General features: G+C 64.0%; 14 protein-coding genes. 4 read left to right on the top strand and 10 right to left on the bottom strand.

Going from position 1 to position 20,642, the window contains the following annotated elements:
* Window positions 1-113 precede the first annotated feature (113 nt).
* The 8 genes from lpdA to C5L14_RS30445 all read right to left on the bottom strand — a co-directional run bounded on the left by lpdA (window position 114) and on the right by C5L14_RS30445 (window position 13,219).
* Window positions 114-1,514 carry a dihydrolipoyl dehydrogenase gene (gene lpdA, locus C5L14_RS22085; protein WP_105864247.1) on the bottom strand — a complete coding sequence of 467 codons (1,401 nt, stop codon included), beginning with the start codon at window positions 1,512-1,514 and terminating at the stop codon, window positions 114-116.
* Window positions 1,515-1,691: 177 nt separating this feature from the next.
* Window positions 1,692-2,954 (bottom strand): 2-oxoglutarate dehydrogenase complex dihydrolipoyllysine-residue succinyltransferase, encoded by a 1,263-nt coding sequence (gene odhB, locus C5L14_RS22080; protein WP_105864246.1) that lies wholly within the window; start codon window positions 2,952-2,954, stop codon window positions 1,692-1,694.
* 185 nt (window positions 2,955-3,139) lie between these two features.
* Window positions 3,140-6,088: a 2-oxoglutarate dehydrogenase E1 component gene (locus C5L14_RS22075; protein ID WP_105864245.1), complete on the bottom strand. Its 2,949-nt coding sequence runs from the start codon at window positions 6,086-6,088 to the stop codon at window positions 3,140-3,142.
* Between the two features lie 64 nt (window positions 6,089-6,152).
* Window positions 6,153-7,037, bottom strand: coding sequence for a succinate--CoA ligase subunit alpha (gene sucD / locus C5L14_RS22070; protein WP_105864244.1), 885 nt, complete (start codon window positions 7,035-7,037; stop codon window positions 6,153-6,155).
* On the bottom strand, window positions 7,037-8,236 hold the full coding sequence (gene sucC, locus C5L14_RS22065; RefSeq protein ID WP_105864243.1) for an ADP-forming succinate--CoA ligase subunit beta: 1,200 nt from the start codon (window positions 8,234-8,236) through the stop codon (window positions 7,037-7,039). Before sucC (C5L14_RS22065) ends, sucD (C5L14_RS22070) begins: the two co-directional genes overlap by 1 nt.
* A gap of 268 nt (window positions 8,237-8,504) precedes the next feature.
* Complete coding sequence (locus tag C5L14_RS22060; RefSeq protein ID WP_105864242.1) at window positions 8,505-10,655, bottom strand: acetate--CoA ligase family protein; 2,151 nt, start codon at window positions 10,653-10,655, stop codon at window positions 8,505-8,507.
* Between the two features lie 484 nt (window positions 10,656-11,139).
* Entirely contained in the window at window positions 11,140-12,447 is a 1,308-nt protein-coding gene (gene oxlT / locus C5L14_RS22055; RefSeq protein WP_105864241.1) for an oxalate/formate MFS antiporter, read from the bottom strand.
* A gap of 634 nt (window positions 12,448-13,081) precedes the next feature.
* Complete coding sequence (locus C5L14_RS30445) at window positions 13,082-13,219, bottom strand: hypothetical protein (protein WP_181161292.1); 138 nt, start codon at window positions 13,217-13,219, stop codon at window positions 13,082-13,084.
* Window positions 13,220-13,858: 639 nt separating this feature from the next.
* Here C5L14_RS30445 and C5L14_RS22050 point away from each other — a divergent pair.
* The 4 genes from C5L14_RS22050 (at window position 13,859) to sucD (C5L14_RS22035) (ending at window position 19,341) form a co-directional block, all read left to right on the top strand.
* On the top strand, window positions 13,859-15,616 hold the full coding sequence (locus C5L14_RS22050) for a thiamine pyrophosphate-binding protein (RefSeq protein ID WP_105864240.1): 1,758 nt from the start codon (window positions 13,859-13,861) through the stop codon (window positions 15,614-15,616).
* Between the two features lie 98 nt (window positions 15,617-15,714).
* Window positions 15,715-16,989 (top strand): formyl-CoA transferase, encoded by a 1,275-nt coding sequence (gene frc / locus C5L14_RS22045; protein ID WP_105864239.1) that lies wholly within the window; start codon window positions 15,715-15,717, stop codon window positions 16,987-16,989.
* 227 nt (window positions 16,990-17,216) lie between these two features.
* Complete coding sequence (sucC, locus tag C5L14_RS22040; protein WP_105864238.1) at window positions 17,217-18,377, top strand: ADP-forming succinate--CoA ligase subunit beta; 1,161 nt, start codon at window positions 17,217-17,219, stop codon at window positions 18,375-18,377.
* A gap of 73 nt (window positions 18,378-18,450) precedes the next feature.
* Complete coding sequence (sucD, locus tag C5L14_RS22035; RefSeq protein ID WP_105864461.1) at window positions 18,451-19,341, top strand: succinate--CoA ligase subunit alpha; 891 nt, start codon at window positions 18,451-18,453, stop codon at window positions 19,339-19,341.
* A gap of 307 nt (window positions 19,342-19,648) precedes the next feature.
* Here sucD (C5L14_RS22035) and C5L14_RS22030 read toward each other — a convergent pair whose 3' ends face one another.
* Both C5L14_RS22030 and C5L14_RS22025 read right to left on the bottom strand, forming a co-directional pair.
* Entirely contained in the window at window positions 19,649-20,422 is a 774-nt protein-coding gene (locus tag C5L14_RS22030) for a fumarylacetoacetate hydrolase family protein (protein ID WP_105864237.1), read from the bottom strand.
* A gap of 50 nt (window positions 20,423-20,472) precedes the next feature.
* Window positions 20,473-20,642 (bottom strand): NAD(P)(+) transhydrogenase (Re/Si-specific) subunit beta (locus C5L14_RS22025; RefSeq protein WP_146126995.1); only part of this gene is annotated, 170 nt, incomplete at its 5' end.

Below are 20,642 nucleotides of genomic sequence, written 5' to 3'. Positions count from 1 at the left end.
GCCGGAACCGGCACCGTGCAACAGAATGGGCACATTCCATATGGAATGTGCCCTAAAGCGTGTCTATGGCCTTTTAGCGACTTTGTGACAACAAAGCCGTGCAGAAGCCGCGATCAAATATGGATCGCGCGGCCTTCGACGGCCAGCGCCGCCTCCTTGACGGCTTCCGACATGGTCGGATGCGCGTGGCAGGACCGGGCGAGATCCTCGGAGGAGCCGGTGAACTCCATCAGCACCACGCCCTCATGGATCATTTCGCCGGCGCCGGCGCCAAGGATATGCACGCCGAGCACGCGGTCGGTGGTCGCATCCGCGATTACCTTGACGAAGCCTTCGGTGGTGCGGTTGGCGCGGGCACGGCCATTGGCGGTGAAGGGGAACTTGCCGACCTTGTAGGCGATGCCGGCCGATTTGAGCTCTTCCTCGGTCTTACCCACCGAGGCGATCTCAGGATAGGTATAGACCACCGCCGGAATGACGTCATAGTTCACATGGCCGTGCTGGCCAGCCAGGATCTCGGCGACCGCAATGCCCTCATCCTCGCCCTTATGCGCCAGCATCGGCCCGCGCACCACGTCGCCGATGGCATAGATGCCGGGGACGTTGGTGGCGAAATGCTCGTCGATGATCACGCGGCCGCGCTCGGTGACGACGCCGGCCTCTTCCAGGCCGAGGCCATCCGTATAAGGGCGGCGGCCGGTGGCGACCAGGACGATGTCGGCTGCGATGGTCTCACTATCGCCCCCCGCCACAGGCTCCACCGAGACGACGGCACCCGAAGCGCCGGTCTCGACGCCGGTGACCTTGGTGGCGAGCTTGAACGCGATGCCCTGGCGGCCGAGCAGGCGCTGGGCCTGCTTGGCGACCTCGAGGTCCATGCCGGGCAGGATGCGGTCGAGGAACTCGACCACCGTGACCTCGGCGCCGAGGCGGCGCCAGACCGAGCCGAGCTCGAGGCCGATGACGCCGGCGCCGATGACGACCAGCTTCTTCGGCACGGCAGCGAGCTCGAGCGCGCCCGTGGAGGAGACCACGGTCTTCTCGTCGATGGTGACGCCAGGGAGCTGGGCAACGTCCGAGCCCGTGGCGATCACGATCGACTTGGCTTCCAGCGTTTCGACCGAGCCGTCCTCGGCCGTCACCTCGACCTTGCCGGCGGCAAGGATCTTGCCGGTGCCGCGATAGGGCGTGATCTTGTTCTTCTTGAACAGGAAAGCGACGCCCTGGACGTTGGCGTCCACGGTCTCCTGCTTGTGCTTCATCATCTGGCCGAGATTGAGCACGGGCGCCGGCACCTCGATGCCGAAGGCCTTGAAGCCATGCCCGGCCTCGTCGAACAACTCGGAGGCGTGCAGCAGCGCCTTGGAGGGGATGCAGCCGACATTCAGGCAGGTGCCGCCATAGGTGGCGCGCTTCTCGACCACCGCGACATTCATGCCGAGCTGGGCGGCCCGGATGGCGCAGACATAGCCGCCGGGGCCGCTGCCGATAACGACGAGATCATGAGAGGGCATGGGGAACTCGCTTCTGGGTGTCGTCCCGGGCGTTTCCTCACAAGCTTTGCTTGTGAGTGGCAGCGCGAAGCGGTGCTACGCAGACCGGGACCGTCATCAGGATGAGGAATATTCGGCACGCGATCCCGGATCTGCGGCGCAACATTGCATGTTGCCCCGCGTCCGGGATCACAGCTGTTACAGGTCCAGCACGAGGCGAGCCGGATCCTCCAGGCTCTCCTTGACGCGCACCAGGAAGGTGACCGCCTCCTTGCCGTCGATGATGCGGTGATCATAGGACAGCGCCAGATACATCATCGGGCGCGCCACGATCTGGCCGCCGACCACCATCGGGCGCTCCTGGATCTTGTGCATGCCGAGGATGGCCGACTGGGGCGCATTGAGGATCGGCGTCGACATCAGCGAACCATAGACGCCGCCATTGGAGATGGTGAAGGTGCCGCCCTGCATCTCCTCGATCTTGAGCTGGCCGTCGCGGGCCCGCTTGCCGAAATCGGCGATGGTCTTTTCGATGCCGGCAAGGCCGAGCGTCTCGGCATCGCGGATCACCGGCACGACGAGGCCCTTGTCGGTGCCCACGGCCACGCCCACATGGCAATAGTTCTTGTAGATGATGTCCTGCCCGTCGATCTCGGCGTTGACGGCCGGCATCTCCTTGAGAGCCTGGGTGCAGGCTCGCACGAAGAAGGACATGAAGCCGAGCTTCACGCCGTGCTTCTTCTCGAACAGGTCCTTGTACTGGTTGCGCAGCGCCATCACGTTGGTCATGTCGACCTCGTTGAAGGTCGTCAGCATGGCGGCGTTGGCCTGGGCTTCCTTCAGGCGGCGGGCGATGGTCTGGCGCAGCTTGGTCATGCGCACGCGCTCCTCGCGCGCGGCATCGGCCGGCGGAGAGGCAACGCGCGGGGCCGATGGCGCCGGAGCGGCGGCGGGAGCCGGAGCGGCGGCGGGAGCCGGAGCGGGAGCAGCGGCCGGGGCAGGCGCCGCAAGCACGTCACCCTTGAGCACCTGGCCACGGCGGCCGGAGCCTTCGATCTGGGCCGGGTCGAGCCCGCGATCGGCAGCGATCTTGGCCGCGGCGGGCGAAGGCGGCGCAGCGGGAGCGGCCGGTGCGGCGGCGGCCGGCGTTGGCGCGGCCGGAGCCGGCGTCGGGGCGGCAGGCGCCGGAGCAGGCGCGGCCGCTGGGGCAGCAGCGGCACCGGAACCCGCGGCGATGGTGCCGAGCGTGGCGCCCGGGCCGACCGTCTCGCCGGTCTTGGCCAGAATTTCGCCGAGCACGCCGGCGGCGGGGGCGTTGACTTCCAGCGTGACCTTGTCGGTCTCGAGCTCCACCAAGGGCTCGTCGGCCTTTACGGCTTCGCCAGGCTTCTTGAACCATTTGCCGATGGTGGCTTCCGTGACCGACTCGCCCAGGGTCGGCACCTTGATTTCCGTCGCCATGATCTTACGCCCGCCTGCAGGCGCCCTCTTTTTCAAAGCGTTTTGCGATCCGGGGGTGCCCACGATCGCAAAGACGCGTCCAAACAAAAGTCAGAACAAGGAAGCGTTTTCACCAAAACGCGCTTTGCTCCGGGGAGTTGCAACAGGCGGGACCAAGTCCCGCCTGCCGATGCGAAGTGAGCCCGTCAGATCGTCAGGGCCTCGTCGGTGAAGGCCTGCAGCTGGGCCAGATGCTTGGACATCAGGCCCGTCGCGGTCGCCGCCGAGGCCGGCCGGCCGGCATAGGCGGCGCGCTTGGCCTTGGTGCCCGCCTGGCCCAGCACCCATTCCAGATAAGGCTCGACGAAGGACCAGGAGCCCATGTTCTTGGGCTCTTCCTGGCACCAGACCACATCGGCCTTGCGGAAGCGCGACAGCTCGTTGGCCAGCGACTTCAGCGGGAAGGGATAGAGCTGCTCGACCCGCATCAGATAGATGTCGTCGATGCCCCGCTTCTCGCGCTCGTCGAGCAGGTCGTAATAGACCTTGCCGGTGCACAGGATGACGCGCCTGATCTTCTCGTCCGCCACCAGCTTGGTGGAGGAGTTGCCGAACTGGGCATCGTCCCACAGAATGCGGTGGAAGGTGGTGTCGGCCCCCATCTCGCTGAGCTTCGACACGCAGCGCTTGTGGCGCAGCAGCGATTTCGGCGTCATCAGGATCAGGGGCTTGCGGATGTCGCGCTTGAGCTGCCGGCGCAGGATGTGGAAATAATTCGCCGGCGTCGTGCAGTTGGCGACCTGCATGTTGTCCTCGGCGCACATCTGCAGGAAGCGCTCGAGGCGAGCCGAGGAGTGCTCCGGCCCCTGGCCTTCATAGCCATGCGGCAGCAGGCAGACCAGCCCGGACAGGCGCAGCCATTTGCGCTCGCCCGAGGAGATGAACTGGTCGAACACCACCTGGGCGCCGTTGGCGAAGTCGCCGAACTGGGCCTCCCACAGGGTCAGCGCCTTGGGCTCGGCCAGCGAATAGCCATATTCGAAGCCGAGCACGGCCTCTTCCGAGAGCATCGAGTTGATGACCTCGTATTTGCCCTGGCCCTCGCGGATATTCTTGAGCGGCGTGTAGCGCTTCTCCGTCTCCTGGTCGATCAGCACCGAATGGCGCTGGGAGAAGGTGCCGCGCTCGCAGTCCTGGCCGGACAGCCGCACCCGGTGGCCCTCGTCGCAGAGCGTGCCGAAGGCCAGGGCCTCGGCCGTCGCCCAGTCGATGCCTTCGCCGGTGTCGATCATCTTGCGCCGGGTTTCCAGGAAGCGCTGGATGGTCTTGTGGACCTGGAATCCTTCGGGAACCGTGGTGAGCGCATTGCCGATGGTGGTGAGCTTGGCCACGTCGACGCCGGTGGCGCCGCGGCGCGGATCGTCGTCGGTCGCGCCGATGGCGCGCAGGCCCGCCCATTGCCCGTCGAGCCAGTCGGCCTTGTTGGGCTTGTAGGCCTGGCCGGCCTCATATTCGGCTTCCAGGCGCGCGCGCCAGTCGGCCTTCATCTTCTCGACTTCGCCGGCGGTGACCACGCCGGTCTCGATCAGCCTGTTCGAGTAGAGCTCGACCACGCCCGGATGCGAGCGGATCTTGCGGTACATCAGGGGCTGGGTGAAGCCCGGCTCGTCGCCCTCGTTATGCCCGAAGCGGCGATAGCAGAACATGTCGATGACGACGGTCTTGTGGAAGGTCTGGCGGAACTCCGTCGCCACCTTGGCGGCGAACACCACCGCCTCGGGATCATCGCCGTTCACATGGAAGATCGGCGCCTCGATCATCTTCGCCACGTCGGAAGGATAGGGCGAGGAGCGCGAATAGCGCGGATAGGTGGTGAAGCCGATCTGGTTGTTGATGATGAAATGCATCGAGCCGCCGGTGCGGTGGCCCTTCAGGCCCGACAGGCCCAGGCATTCGGCGACCACGCCCTGGCCGGCGAAGGCCGCATCGCCATGGATGAGCAGCGGCATCACCTTGGCGCGGGAATCGGTATCGCCATGCTGGTCCTGCTTGGCGCGCACCTTGCCGAGCACCACGGGATCGACGATCTCGAGATGGGAGGGGTTGGCCGTCAGCGACAGATGCACCTTGTTGCCGTCGAACTCGCGGTCCGACGAGGCGCCGAGATGGTACTTCACGTCGCCGGAGCCTTCCACGTCGTCGGGCGCGTAGGAGCCGCCCTTGAACTCGTGGAAGATGGCGCGGTGCGGCTTGCCCATCACCTGCGCCAGCACGTTGAGACGGCCGCGATGGGCCATGCCGAGCACGATGTCCTGCACGCCGAGCGCGCCGCCGCGCTTGATGATCTGCTCCAGCGCGGGAATGGCCGATTCCGAGCCGTCGAGGCCGAAGCGCTTGGTGCCGGTATATTTGACGTCGATGAACTTCTCGAAGCCTTCGGCCTCGATCAGCTTGGACAGGATGGCGCGCTTGCCCTCGCGGGTGAAGGTGATCTCCTTGTCCGCCCCTTCGATGCGCTGCTGGATCCAGGCCTTCTGGGCGGGATCGGAAACATGCATGAACTCGACGCCGAGCGTCGAGCAATAGGTGCGCTTGAGGATGGCCTCGATCTCGCGGACGGTGGCGAATTCGAGCCCCAGGACATGGTCGATGAAGATCTTGCGGTCGAGGTCGGCCTCCGAGAAGCCATAGGTCTGCGGATGCAGTTCCTCGTGGTCGCGCGCTTCCTGCAGGCCGAGCGGATCGAGATTGGCGAAGAGATGGCCGCGCATGCGATAGGCGCGGATCAGCATGATGGCGCGCACCGAATCGCGCGTCGCCTGCAGCATGGCCTCGGACGAGATGGTCGCGCCCTGGGCATCCGCCTTGGCCTTGATCTTCTCGCCGACCTTTTTCTCGATCTGGCCCCAATTGCTGTCGAGGGCCGAGACGATTTCACCATTGGCCACGATGGGCCAGTTGGGCTTGGCCCAGCTTGCGCCGCGCGCATTCTTCTCGACGATCGCCTTGTCGTCGGCGAGACCGGCAAAGAAGGCCGCCCACTCGCTGTTGACCGAGGACGGATTGTCCTCGTAGCGCGCATAGAGATCTTCGAGATACTCGGCGTCGCCGCCATAGGCGAAGCTTTGCAGGTTCCTGTCGTCTTGACGATCCATCGTCCCGTTCCTTCGGTTCTGAAGGCCGGGGCAATGGCCCCGGCCGGATCTCAGCCCCTTGATGTCAACCCTTCAGCAGTTCGGTGAGCGTGGTGCCGAGGCGTGCCGGGGAGGGAGAGACCCTGACGCCAGCGGCTTCGAGGGCGGCGATCTTGGAGCCTGCGTCGCCCTTGCCGCCGGAGATGATGGCGCCGGCATGGCCCATGCGCCGCCCGGGCGGGGCGGTGCGCCCGGCCACGAAGCCGACGGTGGGCTTGGCGCGCCCGCGCTTGGCCTCGTCGAGCAGGAACTGCGCCGCATCCTCCTCGGCCGAGCCGCCGATCTCCCCGATCATCACGATCGAATGGGTGTCGGGATCACCTAAGAACATCTCCAGCACGTCGATGAACTCGGTGCCCTTGACCGGGTCGCCGCCAATGCCCACGGCCGTGGTCTGCCCCAGCCCCTCATGGGTGGTCTGGAACACCGCCTCATAGGTCAGCGTGCCCGAGCGCGACACGATGCCCACCGAGCCCTTCTTGAAGATGTTGCCCGGCATGATGCCGATCTTGCATTCGTCCGCCGTCATCACACCCGGGCAGTTCGGCCCGATCAGCCGCGACTTCGAACCCGACAGCGAGCGCTTCACCTTGATCATGTCGGTGACCGGGATGCCCTCGGTGATGCACACGATCAGCGGGATCTCCGCATCGATCGCCTCGCAGATCGCGTCCGCCGCACCCGGCGGCGGCACATAGATCACGCTGGCATCGGCCTTGGTGACATGGCGCGCCTCGGCCACGGTGTCGAACACCGGCAGGCCCAGATGCTGCGAGCCGCCCTTGCCCGGCGAGGTGCCCCCCACCAGCTGCGTGCCGTATTTGATGGCCTGCTCGGAATGGAAGGTGCCGTTCTTGCCGGTGAAGCCCTGGCAGATCACCCGGGTTTGCTTGTTGATCAGGATCGACATCAGTGGCTTCCCCGCACGGCTTTCACGATCTTCTGGGCGGCATCGTCCAGGTCATCGGCGGCGATCACGTTCAGGCCGGAATCGCGGATGATCTGCTTGCCGAGTTCGACATTGGTGCCTTCCAGGCGCACCACCAGCGGGATGGTCAGCCCCACCTCCTGCACCGCGGCGATCACGCCCTCGGCGATCACGTCGCAGCGCATGATGCCCCCGAAGATGTTGACCAGGATGCCCTTCACCTGCGGGTCGGCCGTGATGATCTTGAAGGCCGCCGTCACCTTCTCCTTGCTGGCCCCGCCGCCGACATCCAGGAAGTTGGCCGGCTCCTCGCCATAGAGCTTGATGATGTCGAGCGTGGCCATGGCCAGGCCCGCCCCGTTCACCATGCAGCCGATCGAGCCGTCCAGGGCGATGTAGGACAGGTCGTAGCGCGAGGCCTCGATCTCCTTGGGGTCTTCCTCGCTCTCGTCGCGCAGCGCCACGATGTCGGGATGGCGGTAGAGGGCGTTGGAATCAAAGCCCATCTTGGCGTCCAGGCATTTGAGCTCGCCCCCCTTGGTGACGATCAGGGGATTGATCTCCAAAAGCGCCATGTCCTTGGCCACGAAGGCGGTGTAGAGCTTGGTGGTCAGCGAAACCGCCTGCTTGGCAAGGTCCCCGGAAAGCCCGAGCGCCTTGGCCACCGCCAGGCCGTGATGGGGCATCACCCCGGTGGCCGGATCGACCGAGAAGGTCACGATCTTCTCAGGCGTCTCATGGGCCACCTTCTCGATGTCCATGCCGCCCTCGGTGGAAACAACGAAGGCGACCCGGCTGGTCTCCCGGTCGACCAGCACCGAGAGGTAGAACTCCTTCTCGATATCAGAGCCGTCCTCGATATAGAGGCGGTTGACCTGCTTGCCGGCCGGCCCGGTCTGCACCGTCACCAGCGTGTTGCCCAGCATTTCGCTGGCATTGGCGCGCACTTCCTCGATCGACCTGGCCAGGCGCACCCCGCCCTTGGCGTCGGCAGGCAGTTCCTTGAACTTGCCCTTGCCGCGGCCGCCCGCATGGATCTGAGACTTCACCACGTAAAGCGGACCAGGAAGCTCCTTCGCCCCCTTCACCGCTTCCTCCACCGTCAGCGCCGGGACGCCGGGGGAGATCGGCAGGCCGAAACTCTGCAGCACGGCCTTTGCCTGGTATTCATGGATGTTCATTCTTCTTGGACCTCGTGAGGACTGTTCTTGTTCCGACGCGATTAATGTTCGCGAGCAGAACGAGGCGCGCCTCCCTTCTCCCCTTGCGGGACCTGGCACTTCCTACAGAGGTGCCTTGGGTGGCATTGCGCAGCAATGACGGATGAGGGGGTGGCGATGGCTTGGAAGGGGGGAGTTTCTCCCCTCATCCGCCCCTACGGGGCACCTTCTCCCGCAAGGGGAGAAGGCTGGTCGCCCCTTTTCTGTTAAGGCTCAGAAGGCGTTTGCCTCACAGCAAACCCGCCCCTCTGGCCCATTTATACTTGGCGCCGAGCACTTCCACCGGCAATTCGGTGGAATAGGCATAGGCCGGCACGCCATGGGCGTAGAGATATTCGGAGGCTTCCTCGACCTGCACGTCGCCGGCGAGGGAGGCGACAATCGGCTTTTCGATGCCTCTCGCCTTCATCTCTTCCTTGGCCTCGACCACCAGCTTGGCGAAGGTCATCGGCGGCGTGATGATGGTGTGCCAATAGCCCAGGATGATCGAATGGATGCGGTCGTCCTCTAGGCCGAGCTTGATGGTGTTCTTGTAGGTCGAGGGCGGTTCGCCTCCGGTGATGTCGACCGGGTTGCCGGCCGCGCCGAAGGGCGGGATGAACTTGCGGAAGGCCGCGTCGAGATCATCCGGCATCGACATCAGCGACAGGCCATTGTCGACGCAGGCATCCGACAGCAGCACGCCCGAGCCGCCGGCGCCGGTGATGATCACCACGTTCTCGCCCTTGGGCGTGGGCATGATCGGCACGCCGCGGGCGAACTCCAGCAATTGCCGCAGCGAACGGGCGCGGATGACGCCGACCTGCTTGAACACGTCTTCATAGATGCGGTCATTGCCGGCAAGAGCGCCGGTGTGCGAGCTTGCCGCCTTGGCGCCGGCCGAGGTGCGGCCAGCCTTCAACACGATCACCGGCTTCTTCTTGGAGACACGCCTTGCCACTTCGGCGAAGGCCCGGCCGTCCTTCAGGTCCTCGCAATGCTGGGCGATGATCTTGGTGTTGTCGTCCTGCTCGAAGAAGGTGAGCAGGTCGTCCTCGTCGATATCGGACTTGTTGCCGAGGCCGACGATGGCCGAAACACCCATCTTGGCCGAGCGCGAGAAACCGATGATGGCCATGCCGATGCCGCCCGACTGGGAGGAGAGGGCCGCCGAGCCCTTGACGTCATAGGCGGTGCAGAAGGTCGCGCAGAGATTGGATGGGGTATAGTAGAAGCCGTAGATGTTCGGCCCCATCAAGCGGATATTATATTTGCGCCCGATCTCCTGGATCTCGCGCTGGCCTTCCTCATTGCCGGTTTCGGCAAAGCCCGAGGGAATGAGCACCGCACCTGGAATGCCCTTCTCGCCGCATTCGACCAGGGCGCCCGCCACGAATTTCGCGGGAATGGCGAAGACGGCCGTATCGATGGCACCGGGCACGTCCTTGACGCTTCTATAGGCCTTGTAGCCCAGGATCTCTTCGGCCTTGGGGTGGATCGGATAGATCTGCCCCTTGTAGCCGCCATTGATCAGGTTCTTCATCACCGAATTGCCGATCTTGCCGTCCTCCGAAGAGGCGCCGATCACGGCAACCGCCTCAGGGCGCATGATCCTGTTCATCGAGGTGACGATGGCATCCTGCGAGGGCCTGAAACGGGCTGGCTTGGCCTCGAAGTCCACCACGATGCGCACATCCGCGGCGGTGGCTCCATCCTTGGTGGCGAAGACCGGGTTGAGATCGAGCTCGGTGATCTCGGGAAAATCGGTGACGAGCTGGGAGACTCTCGCTAGCGTATCGGCGAGGGCCTCGCGGTTGACCGGATCGCCGCCGCGCACACCCTTGAGCATCTCGGCGGCCTGGATCCCGTCGAGCATGGACAGGGCCTCGTCGTGGTTGATCGGTGCCAGGCGGAAGGTGATGTCCTTCAGCACTTCGACCAGCACGCCGCCGAGGCCGAAGGCGACGAGCTTGCCGAAACTGTCGTCGGTCACGGCACCGATGATGACTTCCTGGCCGCCTTTCAGCATCTGCTGGACTTGGATACCTTCGATGCGGGCATCGGCCTTGTAGGCCTTGGCATTGGCAAGGATCTTGTCGTGGGCGGCTTCGGCCTCGGCGGTGGAGGCCACGCCGACGATCACGCCGCCGGCTTCGGTCTTGTGCAGGATGTCCGGGGAGACGATCTTCATCACCACCGGAAAGCCCATATCGCCGGCGAGCTTGGCGGCCTCGGCGGCCGAGCGCGCCAGGCCCTCCTTCGGCACGGGAATGCCATAGGCATCACAGACGAGCTTGCCCTCGGGGGCGGTGAGGCTGGTGCGGCCCGATGCCTTGACGGCATCGAGAACGGCCCGGACCTCGTCCTGGATGGATTGCGCGGGTTTTGCCTGGATGTTCATAGTGATTTCTCCCTGGTCGTTGCCGGATCGAAGCTTCGTCCCGTCTGCGGGAATCTGAATTTCTGGTATCTGGTATGCCAGATTTGAATTTGTCAAGCGCGACTTTCGCTATCGAGCGGGCAGAACGCATCGAAGCGAAAACCGCGCCTCTTTTCTGTTTTGTTGCGATGTGGTTTTGCGTGCCACGGCGATTTTTGCCTGACCGCAAAACGCTTTAGCTGCGAAGAACCGAATTTCGGTTCATTCTTGCGTGCCGCGTGGCGCCAAGAGCTCAGCCCTTCGGCTGCCTCTTGGAGGATATTCTTCTTATTCCAACGGATTAGGCGATTCTGGCTACGGCTGCGTTGCCGAGACCTGGCATCGGGCGCGGCGATACCGATGGATATCGATGCGGGATCTTACGGTGATCTTCCCGGCCGGTGCCTGTCCGCGGCACCGGCTTTTCATGGTTCGAGGTGGCGGGCCGATGTCCGCCACGCGAGAGCTACGCGGCTGCTGTACCCGCCGGCTGCTGCAGTTCGTATTTGCGCACCACGCCTGCACGCCAGGGTTTGAGGACGCCGATGGCGAGGATGGCCGCCAGGATGTTGGCGCCCGCCGCGATGATGAACACCACGTCCCAGGTTCCGGTCTGCTGCTGCAGCACATTGGCGAAGGGGACGAGCAGAGCCGCCGTTCCCTTGGCCGTATAAAGCAGGCCGGCATTGGTCGCGGCATATTTCGAGCCGAACGTATCCGTGCAGGTCGAGGGGAAGAGGGAGTAGATCTCGCCCCAGGCGAAGAACACGAAGCCGGAGAGCAGAACGAACCAGACCGGATCATGGCCGAACAGATGCAGCAGATAGATGCCGACACCTTCCATCGCGAAGGCGATGAACATGGTGTTCTCGCGGCCGATCTTGTCCGAAACCCAGCCGAAGAAGGGCCGGGTGAGGCCGTTGAGGATACGGTCGAGCGTGGCGGCGAAGGTCACGGCCGTCATGGTCAGACCGAACAGCGAGACCGGAATGCCGTCGAGCTTGAGGTCTGCGCCGATGGGCTTGAGGTTGGCCGTTACCATCAGGCCGCCTGCGCCGACGATCACGAACATGAAGTACATCAGCCAGAAGATGGGCTGGCGCAGCACTTCGGTGGGCGCGAAGTTGCGGCGGGTCTGCACAATGTTCTTGTTCTGCACGGGAGCCGGCACCTGGCCGCTGCGAGGCGTACGCATGAACAGTGCGAAGATGATCACGATGATGCCCTGGCCGAGGCCGAACCAGAAGAAGGCGGCCTGGAACCCGTCATTGGCGATCATGGCCTGGATGGGGGCAACCGTCAGGGCCGAGCCGGCACCGAAACCGGCTGCCGTGATGCCGGCCGCCAGGCCGCGCTTGTCCGGAAACCATTTCAGCGCGTTGCCCACGCAGGTGCCGTAGACCGCGCCGGCGCCGATGCCGGCAATGATCTGTCCCAGATAGAATAGTGAGAGCGAGGTGGCGTAGGAATTGATCACCCAGCCGACGGCACAGAGCGCACCGCCGAAAACCACCACGAGTTTTGGCCCGTATTTATCGACGAACCACCCTTCGACCGGCACGAGCCAGGTCTCGAACAGGACGAACAGAGTGAAAGCCCATTGAATGGCTGCCCGGTCCCAGCCGAATGTCTTCTGGATGTCAGGAACGAAGAATGTCCAGCCATATTGGAGATTGGCGATCATCACCATACAGACGACGCCGATTGCAAGCTGTGTCCAGCGGAAGGCATCGGATACCCTCGGCAGGCTTTCCTCTCCTTGCGACCCTACCATTGCAGTCCCCCTTGGTTTTTGTTGGAGGTTGGACGGAGCCCAGGCTCCATTAAGCAGGTTGTAGGGTCATATTGGTATCTTGCATGCCAGTTGGCAAGCGTCGTTTTTTGCCGACGCATGCCGAATTACCCCGGAAGAGGCGTCTTCCAGGGAGCTTCAGTCCGGCTGAGTCGAAAGGGTGATCGATGTCAAGTTACGGAAAGAATTGAGATCTTCGCTTCATACGCTGCGATCGGCGGTGCAATTGCGAATAGATCAAAAAAAGTTGCAGAGAAGCATCCACAACTCTGCCTCATGTCGCTTACACATGAGAAGTAGTCGCTTATTGGACATTAATTTCTGGCATGCCAGAACGGAGTTGCGCCTTCGGCTACCTCCGCCTGCGACGCGGCCAGGTCCAACCGGATATGAGGGGACTCGGTCTTCCAAGCAGCCCATGTGCGACCCCGCCTGGGGCCGCTGGGAGTGCCACGCCAGCCCTCATGCCACGGCTTGCCCGCAATGGATGAGCTCGCTGCAGCGAAGGGCGGACAGTAGCCGAAGCCGGCTTGGCACCGACCCGAATCGACTCGCCGAAGCCATTCCAGGCTCACCGCACCGGTTCTCGAACGCAGGGACAGCGGTGACCTTGCCTTCAGAGGCCGAAGGGCTCGCGGGAACCGGCGCGGATATCGGCCTGGGCCATCTTCATCAGGAAACCCGAGAAAGCTGCCCAGATACGGGTCGACAGCGGGCGGGCAGCAGGACTACGGGACAGAGCGGAAGTGGTCATGGTCGTTCTCCACATTGCGTGTTCGAGGGAAGATCCTGTGTTGTTATGAATCTGGCATACCAGATCCCAGATAGCTAGGGCCGATGTTGCAATGCAGTCATGCGCTCTTTGCATTGCGAAGTAAACAGCTTCTCCTCATCTGCGATCGTCTCCACCTCCGCGTGGCGGGGCTCTGGAGGTGAAGTCCAGTTTAGGAGAACCTCTAAACTAAACACCAAAATCCAAGGTTTTCGTGACAGGCTCTACTGCATTGCGGCATGAATTCGCGAACGCCACAACCGTGCGAATCCACTGGCCCGGTCGGCCCATCGAACGCACGGAATCCGGTGGCCTGCAGTCGCGATTTTAGTCGCCTTTCTCGTGGAATTGAGTGGCAAGCGTTTGAAATAAAAGAGAATTATTAGCTTTCCGGTGAAGGGAGAAAGCTGCTCCTTCGCTGTCGAAGAGGCAAAAAATGCGGATTGACACTCTGGTATCTGGCATGCCAATCTACCAACCATACGGCATGCCATGGCGTCATTCCGCCAAGTAGAAGGCGATTTCGGCATAGTTGATCGCACTCCTATCGGGAGCGGTCCAATCCAAGCCGATACCCTCAGCGGCATATCGTTGCGAAGAACAACGGGAGGAATTGCCCCAATGGCAACGGTTACAGCATTGCAAAAGCCCGTGACCACGACGGCCGAAGATACGCTCAAACAAAAAGCCCGCGACGGCAGCGTTGTCTCCGGCGGACATCTCGTCGCCAAGGCACTCAAGGCTGAGGGTGTCGACACGATCTTCACCCTGTGCGGGGGGCATATCATCGACATCTATGATGGCTGTCTCGACGAAGGCATTCGTATCGTGGACGTCCGCCACGAGCAGGTCGCCGCCCATGCCGCCGACGGCTATGCGCGCCAGACCGGCAAGCTCGGCTGCGTCGTCACCACGGCCGGTCCCGGCTGCACCAATGCGATGACCGGCATCGCCACCGCCTTCCGATCCGAGAGTCCCGTCCTGCATATCGGCGGGCAGGGCGCGCTGACCCAGCACAAGATGGGGTCGCTGCAGGATCTGCCGCATGTCGACATGATGAAGCCGATCACCAAATTCGCCGCGACGGTCTCCTCCACGGAACGCGTGGCCGACATGATCTCGATGGCGGCACGCGAGTGTTTCGCCGGCGCCTATGGCCCGTCCTATCTCGAGATCCCGCGCGACGTGCTCGACCGGGAGGTCACCATCGACCGTGCCGTGCTGCCGGAATCCGGCAAGTATCGCGCTTCGACCAAGTCGATCGGCGATCCCGCAGACATCGAGAAGCTTGCCGATATCCTGGTCGCCGCCGAGCGCCCTGCCATCCTCTATGGGCAGCAGGTCTGGACCGGCCGCGGGCAGGAGGAAGCGATCGCGCTCCTGCGCGGGCTCGACATCCCCGGTTACTTCAACGGCGCCAGCCGTGGCCTGCTGCCGCCCGGCGTCCCCCACCATTTCGACCGCACGCGCTCGCTCGCCTTCGCCAAGGCCGATGTGCTCGTCATCGTCGGCACGCCCTTCGATTTCCGCATGGGCTATGGCAAGCGCATCAGCAAGGATCTGAAGCTGATCCAGATCGACATGGACTACCGCACCGTCGGCAAGAACCGCGACATCGATCTCGGCCTTGTCGGCGATCCCGGTGCGATCCTCGGCGCCGTGCTCCAGGCGGCCTCCGGCCGCATGGACAAGGGCAAGCGCCAGCTGCGCCAGCAATGGATGAAGATGCTCTCGGATGCCGAAGTGGTGGCCACCGAGAAGCTGATGCCGCTCTTCCTCTCCAACCAGACGCCGATCCATCCCTATCGCGTCGCCTATGAACTCAACGAGTTCCTCGGCGAGGACACCATCTATATCGGCGATGGCGGCGACGTGGTGACGATTTCGGCCCAGGCCGTGCGCCCGCGCGGGCCGGGACAGTGGATGGATCCGGGCGCGCTCGGGTCACTCGGCGTCGGCACCGGCTTCGCCCTGGCCGCCAAGCTCGCCAATCCCAACAAGGAGGTGCTCTGCTATTACGGCGACGGTTCCTTCGGCATGACCGGCTTCGACATGGAAACCGCCGATCGCTTCGGGGCACCCTATCTGGCCGTCATCGGCAACAACTCCTCGATGAACCAGATCCGCTACGGCCAGGTCGCCAAATATGGCGAGGAGCGTGGCAATGTCGGCAACAAGCTCGGCGACGTGGCCTTCTCGAAATTCGCCCAGATGCTCGGCAATCACGGCGAGGAAGTCCGCGATCCCAATGAGATCCAGCCGGCCCTGCGGCGGGCCCGGGAAGCCATGGCCAAGACGGGCCGCTCGGCCCTGGTGAACATCTGGGTCGATCCGGACGAATACGCGCCGGGCACCAAGAACCAGACCATGTACAAGTGAGATTGCGGGATGGCCGGCCAGCCTCGCACGAGGCGTCGCCGGCCCGGCCATCCCGCTCCCTCGCGTAGCTAACAGATGATATTTCCGAGGAGGGAACGATGGGACAGGCACTCGAAGGCGTGCGCATCCTCGACTTCACGCATGTGCAATCCGGTCCGACCTGCACGCAATTGCTGGCCTGGTTCGGCGCCGATGTGATCAAGGTGGAGAAGCCGGGCGTCGGCGACATCACCCGCACCCAGCTGCGCGACATCCCCAATGTCGACAGCCTCTATTTCACCATGCTCAACCACAACAAGCGCTCCATCACGCTCGACACCAAGAACAAAGCCGGCAAGGCCGTGCTCGAGGAACTCGTCAGGAGTTGCGACGTGCTGGTGGAGAATTTCGCCCCCGGCGTGCTCGACCGCATGGGCTTTTCCTGGGCTCGCATCCAGGAGCTCAATCCCCGCATGATCGTCGCTTCGATCAAGGGCTTCGGTCCCGGCCCCTACCAGGACTGCAAGGTCTATGAGAACGTCGCCCAATGCGCCGGCGGCGCCGCCTCGACCACCGGCTTCGACGACGGCCCCCCTCTGGTGACCGGCGCGCAGATCGGCGATTCCGGCACCGGCCTTCATCTCGCCCTCGGCATCGTCACCGCGCTCTATCAGCGCACCCATTCGGGGCGCGGCCAGCGCGTGGATGCCGCCATGCAGGACGGCGTGCTCAATCTGTGCCGGGTGAAGCTGCGCGACCAGCAGCGCATCGAGCGCGGGCCGTTGAAGGAATATCCGCAATATCCCAATGGCAAATTCGGCGATGCCGTGCCGCGCGCCGGCAACGCTTCGGGCGGTGGCCAGCCGGGCTGGATCCTCAAATGCAAGGGCTGGGAGAACGATCCCAACGCCTATATCTACTTCATCACCCAGGCGCCGGTCTGGGGCGCGATTTGCAAGGTGATCGGCAAGGAGGAGTGGATCACCGATCCCGATTATGCCACGCCCGAGGCGCGCCTCCCGCGGCTTCGTTCCATTTTCGACACCATCGAGAAATGGACGGAGACCAAGGACAAGTTCGAGGCGATGGACATCCTCAACAAGTTCGACATTCCCTGCGGCCCGATCCTGTCGATGCGCGAGATCGCCAACGAACCCTCGCTGAGGGTGACGGGAACCGTCGTCGAGGTCGACCATCCCGAGCGCGGGCCCTACCTCTCGGTCGGCAATCCGATCAAGCTCTCCGACAGCCCCACCGTGGTCGAGCGCTCGCCGCTCCTGGGCGAGCATACGCAGGAGGTCCTGCGCGACGTGCTCGGCTTCGACCAGAGCCGCATCGACGAGATCGCGGGAAGCGGCGCTCTCGGCGCTCCCGTGGCCATGGCGGCCGAGTGAGGCTTTCTCGATGGGATGATGGGGGCGGGTGCCGTTGTGGCGCCCGCCTTTTTTGTTAGCGGGCGGTCTTCAGACTGGCCATGCCTTTTACCGGCGTCTCCATGCCGGTCTGAAGACCGGCATACCAGGGCAGTGCCCCGTCCGCGCTCCAGGCCTCCTCTTTGACAGCTTCTGCAATCTGGTATACGTTATACCAGATAAGAACGATATCCGCATGGGAGGGAATGATGAAACTGCACGAGTTCCAGTCCAAGCAGATCCTGGCACCCTATGGCGTCGAGGCACCGCGGGGCGCCGTCGCGATCACGGCCGAAGAGGCGGGGCAGGCGGCGCGTCGCCTCGGGGCTTCCCGTTTCGCCGTGAAGGCGCAGATCCATGCCGGCGGACGCGGGCGGGCCGGGGGCGTCCATATCGTTTCGTCTCCCGAGGCGGCGGCGGAGTCGGCACGGGCCCTGCTGGGCCGGCGCCTCGTCACCGAGCAGAGCGGCGCGCATGGCCGTGTCGTCGAACGTGTGCTGGTGGAGGCGGCCGTGGATCATATCCGCAGTTTCTATCTGTCGCTCAGCATTCATGCCGCCAGCGGCACCCTCGTTCTTGCCGCGAGCGGCGCTGGCGGCGACGATATCGAGGAGCGTGTCCTGGCCGGGGAAGACGGCCTGGAGCGGCTGTCGCTCGGGGACGGGAGCCAGGCCAGGCCCGAGGATCTCGGTGCTCTCGCGGCCCGCCTGGGCCTCGCCGGACAGCCGGCCGAGGCCTTCACCGCTCTTGCCGATGGCCTGCGCCGCGCTTTCCTGGAACTCGACGCCAGCCTGATCGAAATCAACCCGCTGGTGCTGACCGCCGACGACAGGCTGCTGGCGCTCGACGTCAAGATGATCATCGACGACCATGCCCTGTTCCGCCAGGCATCGCTGGCGGAACTGCGCGAGGAGGACGAGGACGAATATGAGGTCAAGGCCCGCCAGCGCCAGCTCAATTATGTCCGCATGGACGGCAGTGTCGGCGTCGCCGCCAATGGCGCCGGGCTCGGGCTTGCCACGGTCGATCTCGTCCATGCCGCCGGTGGCGCGCCGGCCAATTTCATGGATATCCGTACGACGGCGACCAGCCTCGACATCGCGCATGGCTTCGGCCTGCTGCTCGACAATCCCCAGGTCCGTGCTCTGCTCATCAACGTGCATGGTGGCGGCATGCAGTCCTGCGACACGGTGGCCGAGGGGCTCGGCATCGCCATGCGGCGGGCCGGGCGCACCCTTCCGGTGGTGACCAGGCTCGCCGGCAACAATGCCGACTATGCCCGCTCGCGTTTCGCCAATTTCGGCTGCCGCATCATCGAATGCCCGGACATGTGGACTGCAGCCGCGAAGGCCGTTGCCGCCGCACGCTGACAGCGATTTTTTTTAGTTTTAGACTGATAAATCCAGAACGATATGTTCGCGCTACATGCGCAAGGAGGGCGGAATGGCTATCCTCATCGACAATGAAACCCGCGTCGTCTGCCAGGGCATGACCGGCTGGGCGGGTACCCATCATACTGCCGCCATGATCGAGTATGGCACCAAGGTCGTGGCCGGCGTCACCCCCGGCAAGGGCGGGCGATCCCATCTCGGCGCGCCGGTGTTCGACAGCGTTGCCGGCGCCGTGAGGGAGACCGGCGCCAATGCCAGCATGGTGTTCGTACCGCCGGCCCAGGCGAGCGCCGCCATCATCGAGGCCGTCGAGGCCGAGATCGCGCTGGTCGTGGCCATCACCGAGCGGGTGCCGGTGCTCGACATGATCAGGGTGCGCCATGCCCTCGCCGGCTCGAAGACTCGGCTGATCGGCCCGAATTCGCAGGGGATCCTGTCGCCGGGCCTGTGCAAGATGGGTGTGATGGCAACAGGCAATGAGCGCCCGGGCAGCGTCGGCATCGTCTCGCGTTCGGCCTCGTTGACCAGTGAGGTGATCGCCCAGGTCACGGCTGCGGGTCTCGGACAGTCGACCACCGTCGGGGTGGGCGGCGACCCGGTGCATGGCCTGTCGATGCGCGACTGCGTCGAACTCCTCCTTGCCGATGCCAAGACCGAAGGCATCGTGCTGATCGGCGAGATCGGCGGCGAGGAAGAACAGGAAGCGGCCGATTACGTCGCTTCCGTCAGGCCCCCCAAGCCGATCGTCGGCCTGGTCGTCGGGCTGCATGCCCCGGCGGAGCGGCGCATGGGCCATGCCGGCGCCCTCACCATGCACGGCCGCGACCGAGCCGAAGCCAAGATCGCCGCCTTCGAGAAGGCGGGCATCACGGTGGCATCGAGCCCGCATCTGGTGGGCGACACGATCGGCCGGGCGCTCGCCGCGAGAGCGAAAGCAGCTTGAGTGCAATCTTTCCGAGTGCGCGGGCATTCGATCCATAAGTGTTAACCTCGGTTCGAAAGTCTCGCTTCTTCACCCTCCCCTCGATGGGTCGGTCATTCCTATTGGAATGACCTGGGGTCGACGCAAAGCGTCGGGGTGGGGTGACTTCTTCGTAGGAAACGGCCCTTCCATTGACGAAGACCTGAGTAATCCCACCCCACCCCGGCCTTTCAGGCCGACCCTCCCCATCGAGGGGAGGGTAAAGAGCCTGCGCTCTTGTCTGCAGAATTTACGCCCATGGGCATCCTGCCCGCTCTCCCCGATCTCTTCATTGCACGAAGCGGTTCTCCAGGCAGCCGATGCCCTCGATGCTGACACGGACATCGTTCTGCGCTTCCTTCATGGCGCCGACGCCGAGCGAGGTGCCGCAGCAGATCAGGTCGCCGGGCAGCAGGGTCATATCCCGGGAAATCAGGCTGACGAGCCTTGCCGGCGGGAAGACCATGTCGGCGATCGGATAGTTCTGGCGCTCGTCGCCATTGAGCAGCGTCCGCACAACCAGGCTCGCGGGATCGATATCGGTGGCGATCACCGGGCCGAACGGGCCGAAGCCGTCGAAGCTCTTGGCGCGCACCCATTGGGCGAAGCTGGAGTCACGCGTGATGATGTCGCCGGCGGTGATGTCGTTGACGCAGGTATAGCCGAAGATGGCGTCCGCGGCCTCCTCCTCGGAGGCGTTGCTGCAGGGCTTGCCGATGACGATGCCGAGCTCGCCCTCATAGACCACCCGGCCGTCATAGGAGGCAGGCCTTGTCACGGTCGCCCCCGGCGCGGTGACGCTGGTGGGTGCCTTGAGTAGATAGAGCGGCTCCGGCGGCACGGCGACATCAAGCTTGGCGGCGAGCTGATGGAAATTGTTCCAGAGCGCGATGATCTTGCTCGGCACCGTCGGCGCCAGGAGCTTGGCCTGCGCCAGGGGGAGGGTCCGGCCGGTGGCGGCGGCGATGCCGAACATGTCGCCGCGATGGACGTGGATGGCCTCGCCCTCGAGCTTGCCGAACTGGGCCTGCCCGTCTTCCTCGAAACGGATCCATTGCGACATGGCGGGTTTGCCTTTCTTGAAAAGATGGGAGCGAGCTATTTGCTTGCTGTTCAGAAGCCCTTGATGATTTCCTCGACCATTTTTTTGGCGTCACCGAAGAGCATCATGGTGTTGTCCTTGAAGAAGAGCTCGTTCTCGACGCCGGCATAGCCCGAACCCATGCCGCGCTTGATGAAGAGGACGGTCTTTGCCTTCTCGACATCGAGGATGGGCATGCCGA

The organism is Labrys okinawensis (assembly GCF_002982075.1).
Lineage (GTDB): Bacteria > Pseudomonadota > Alphaproteobacteria > Rhizobiales > Labraceae > Labrys > Labrys okinawensis_A.
The sequence above is the reverse complement of the archived record's forward strand: the minus strand, read 5'-3'. Positions and strand labels throughout refer to the sequence as shown.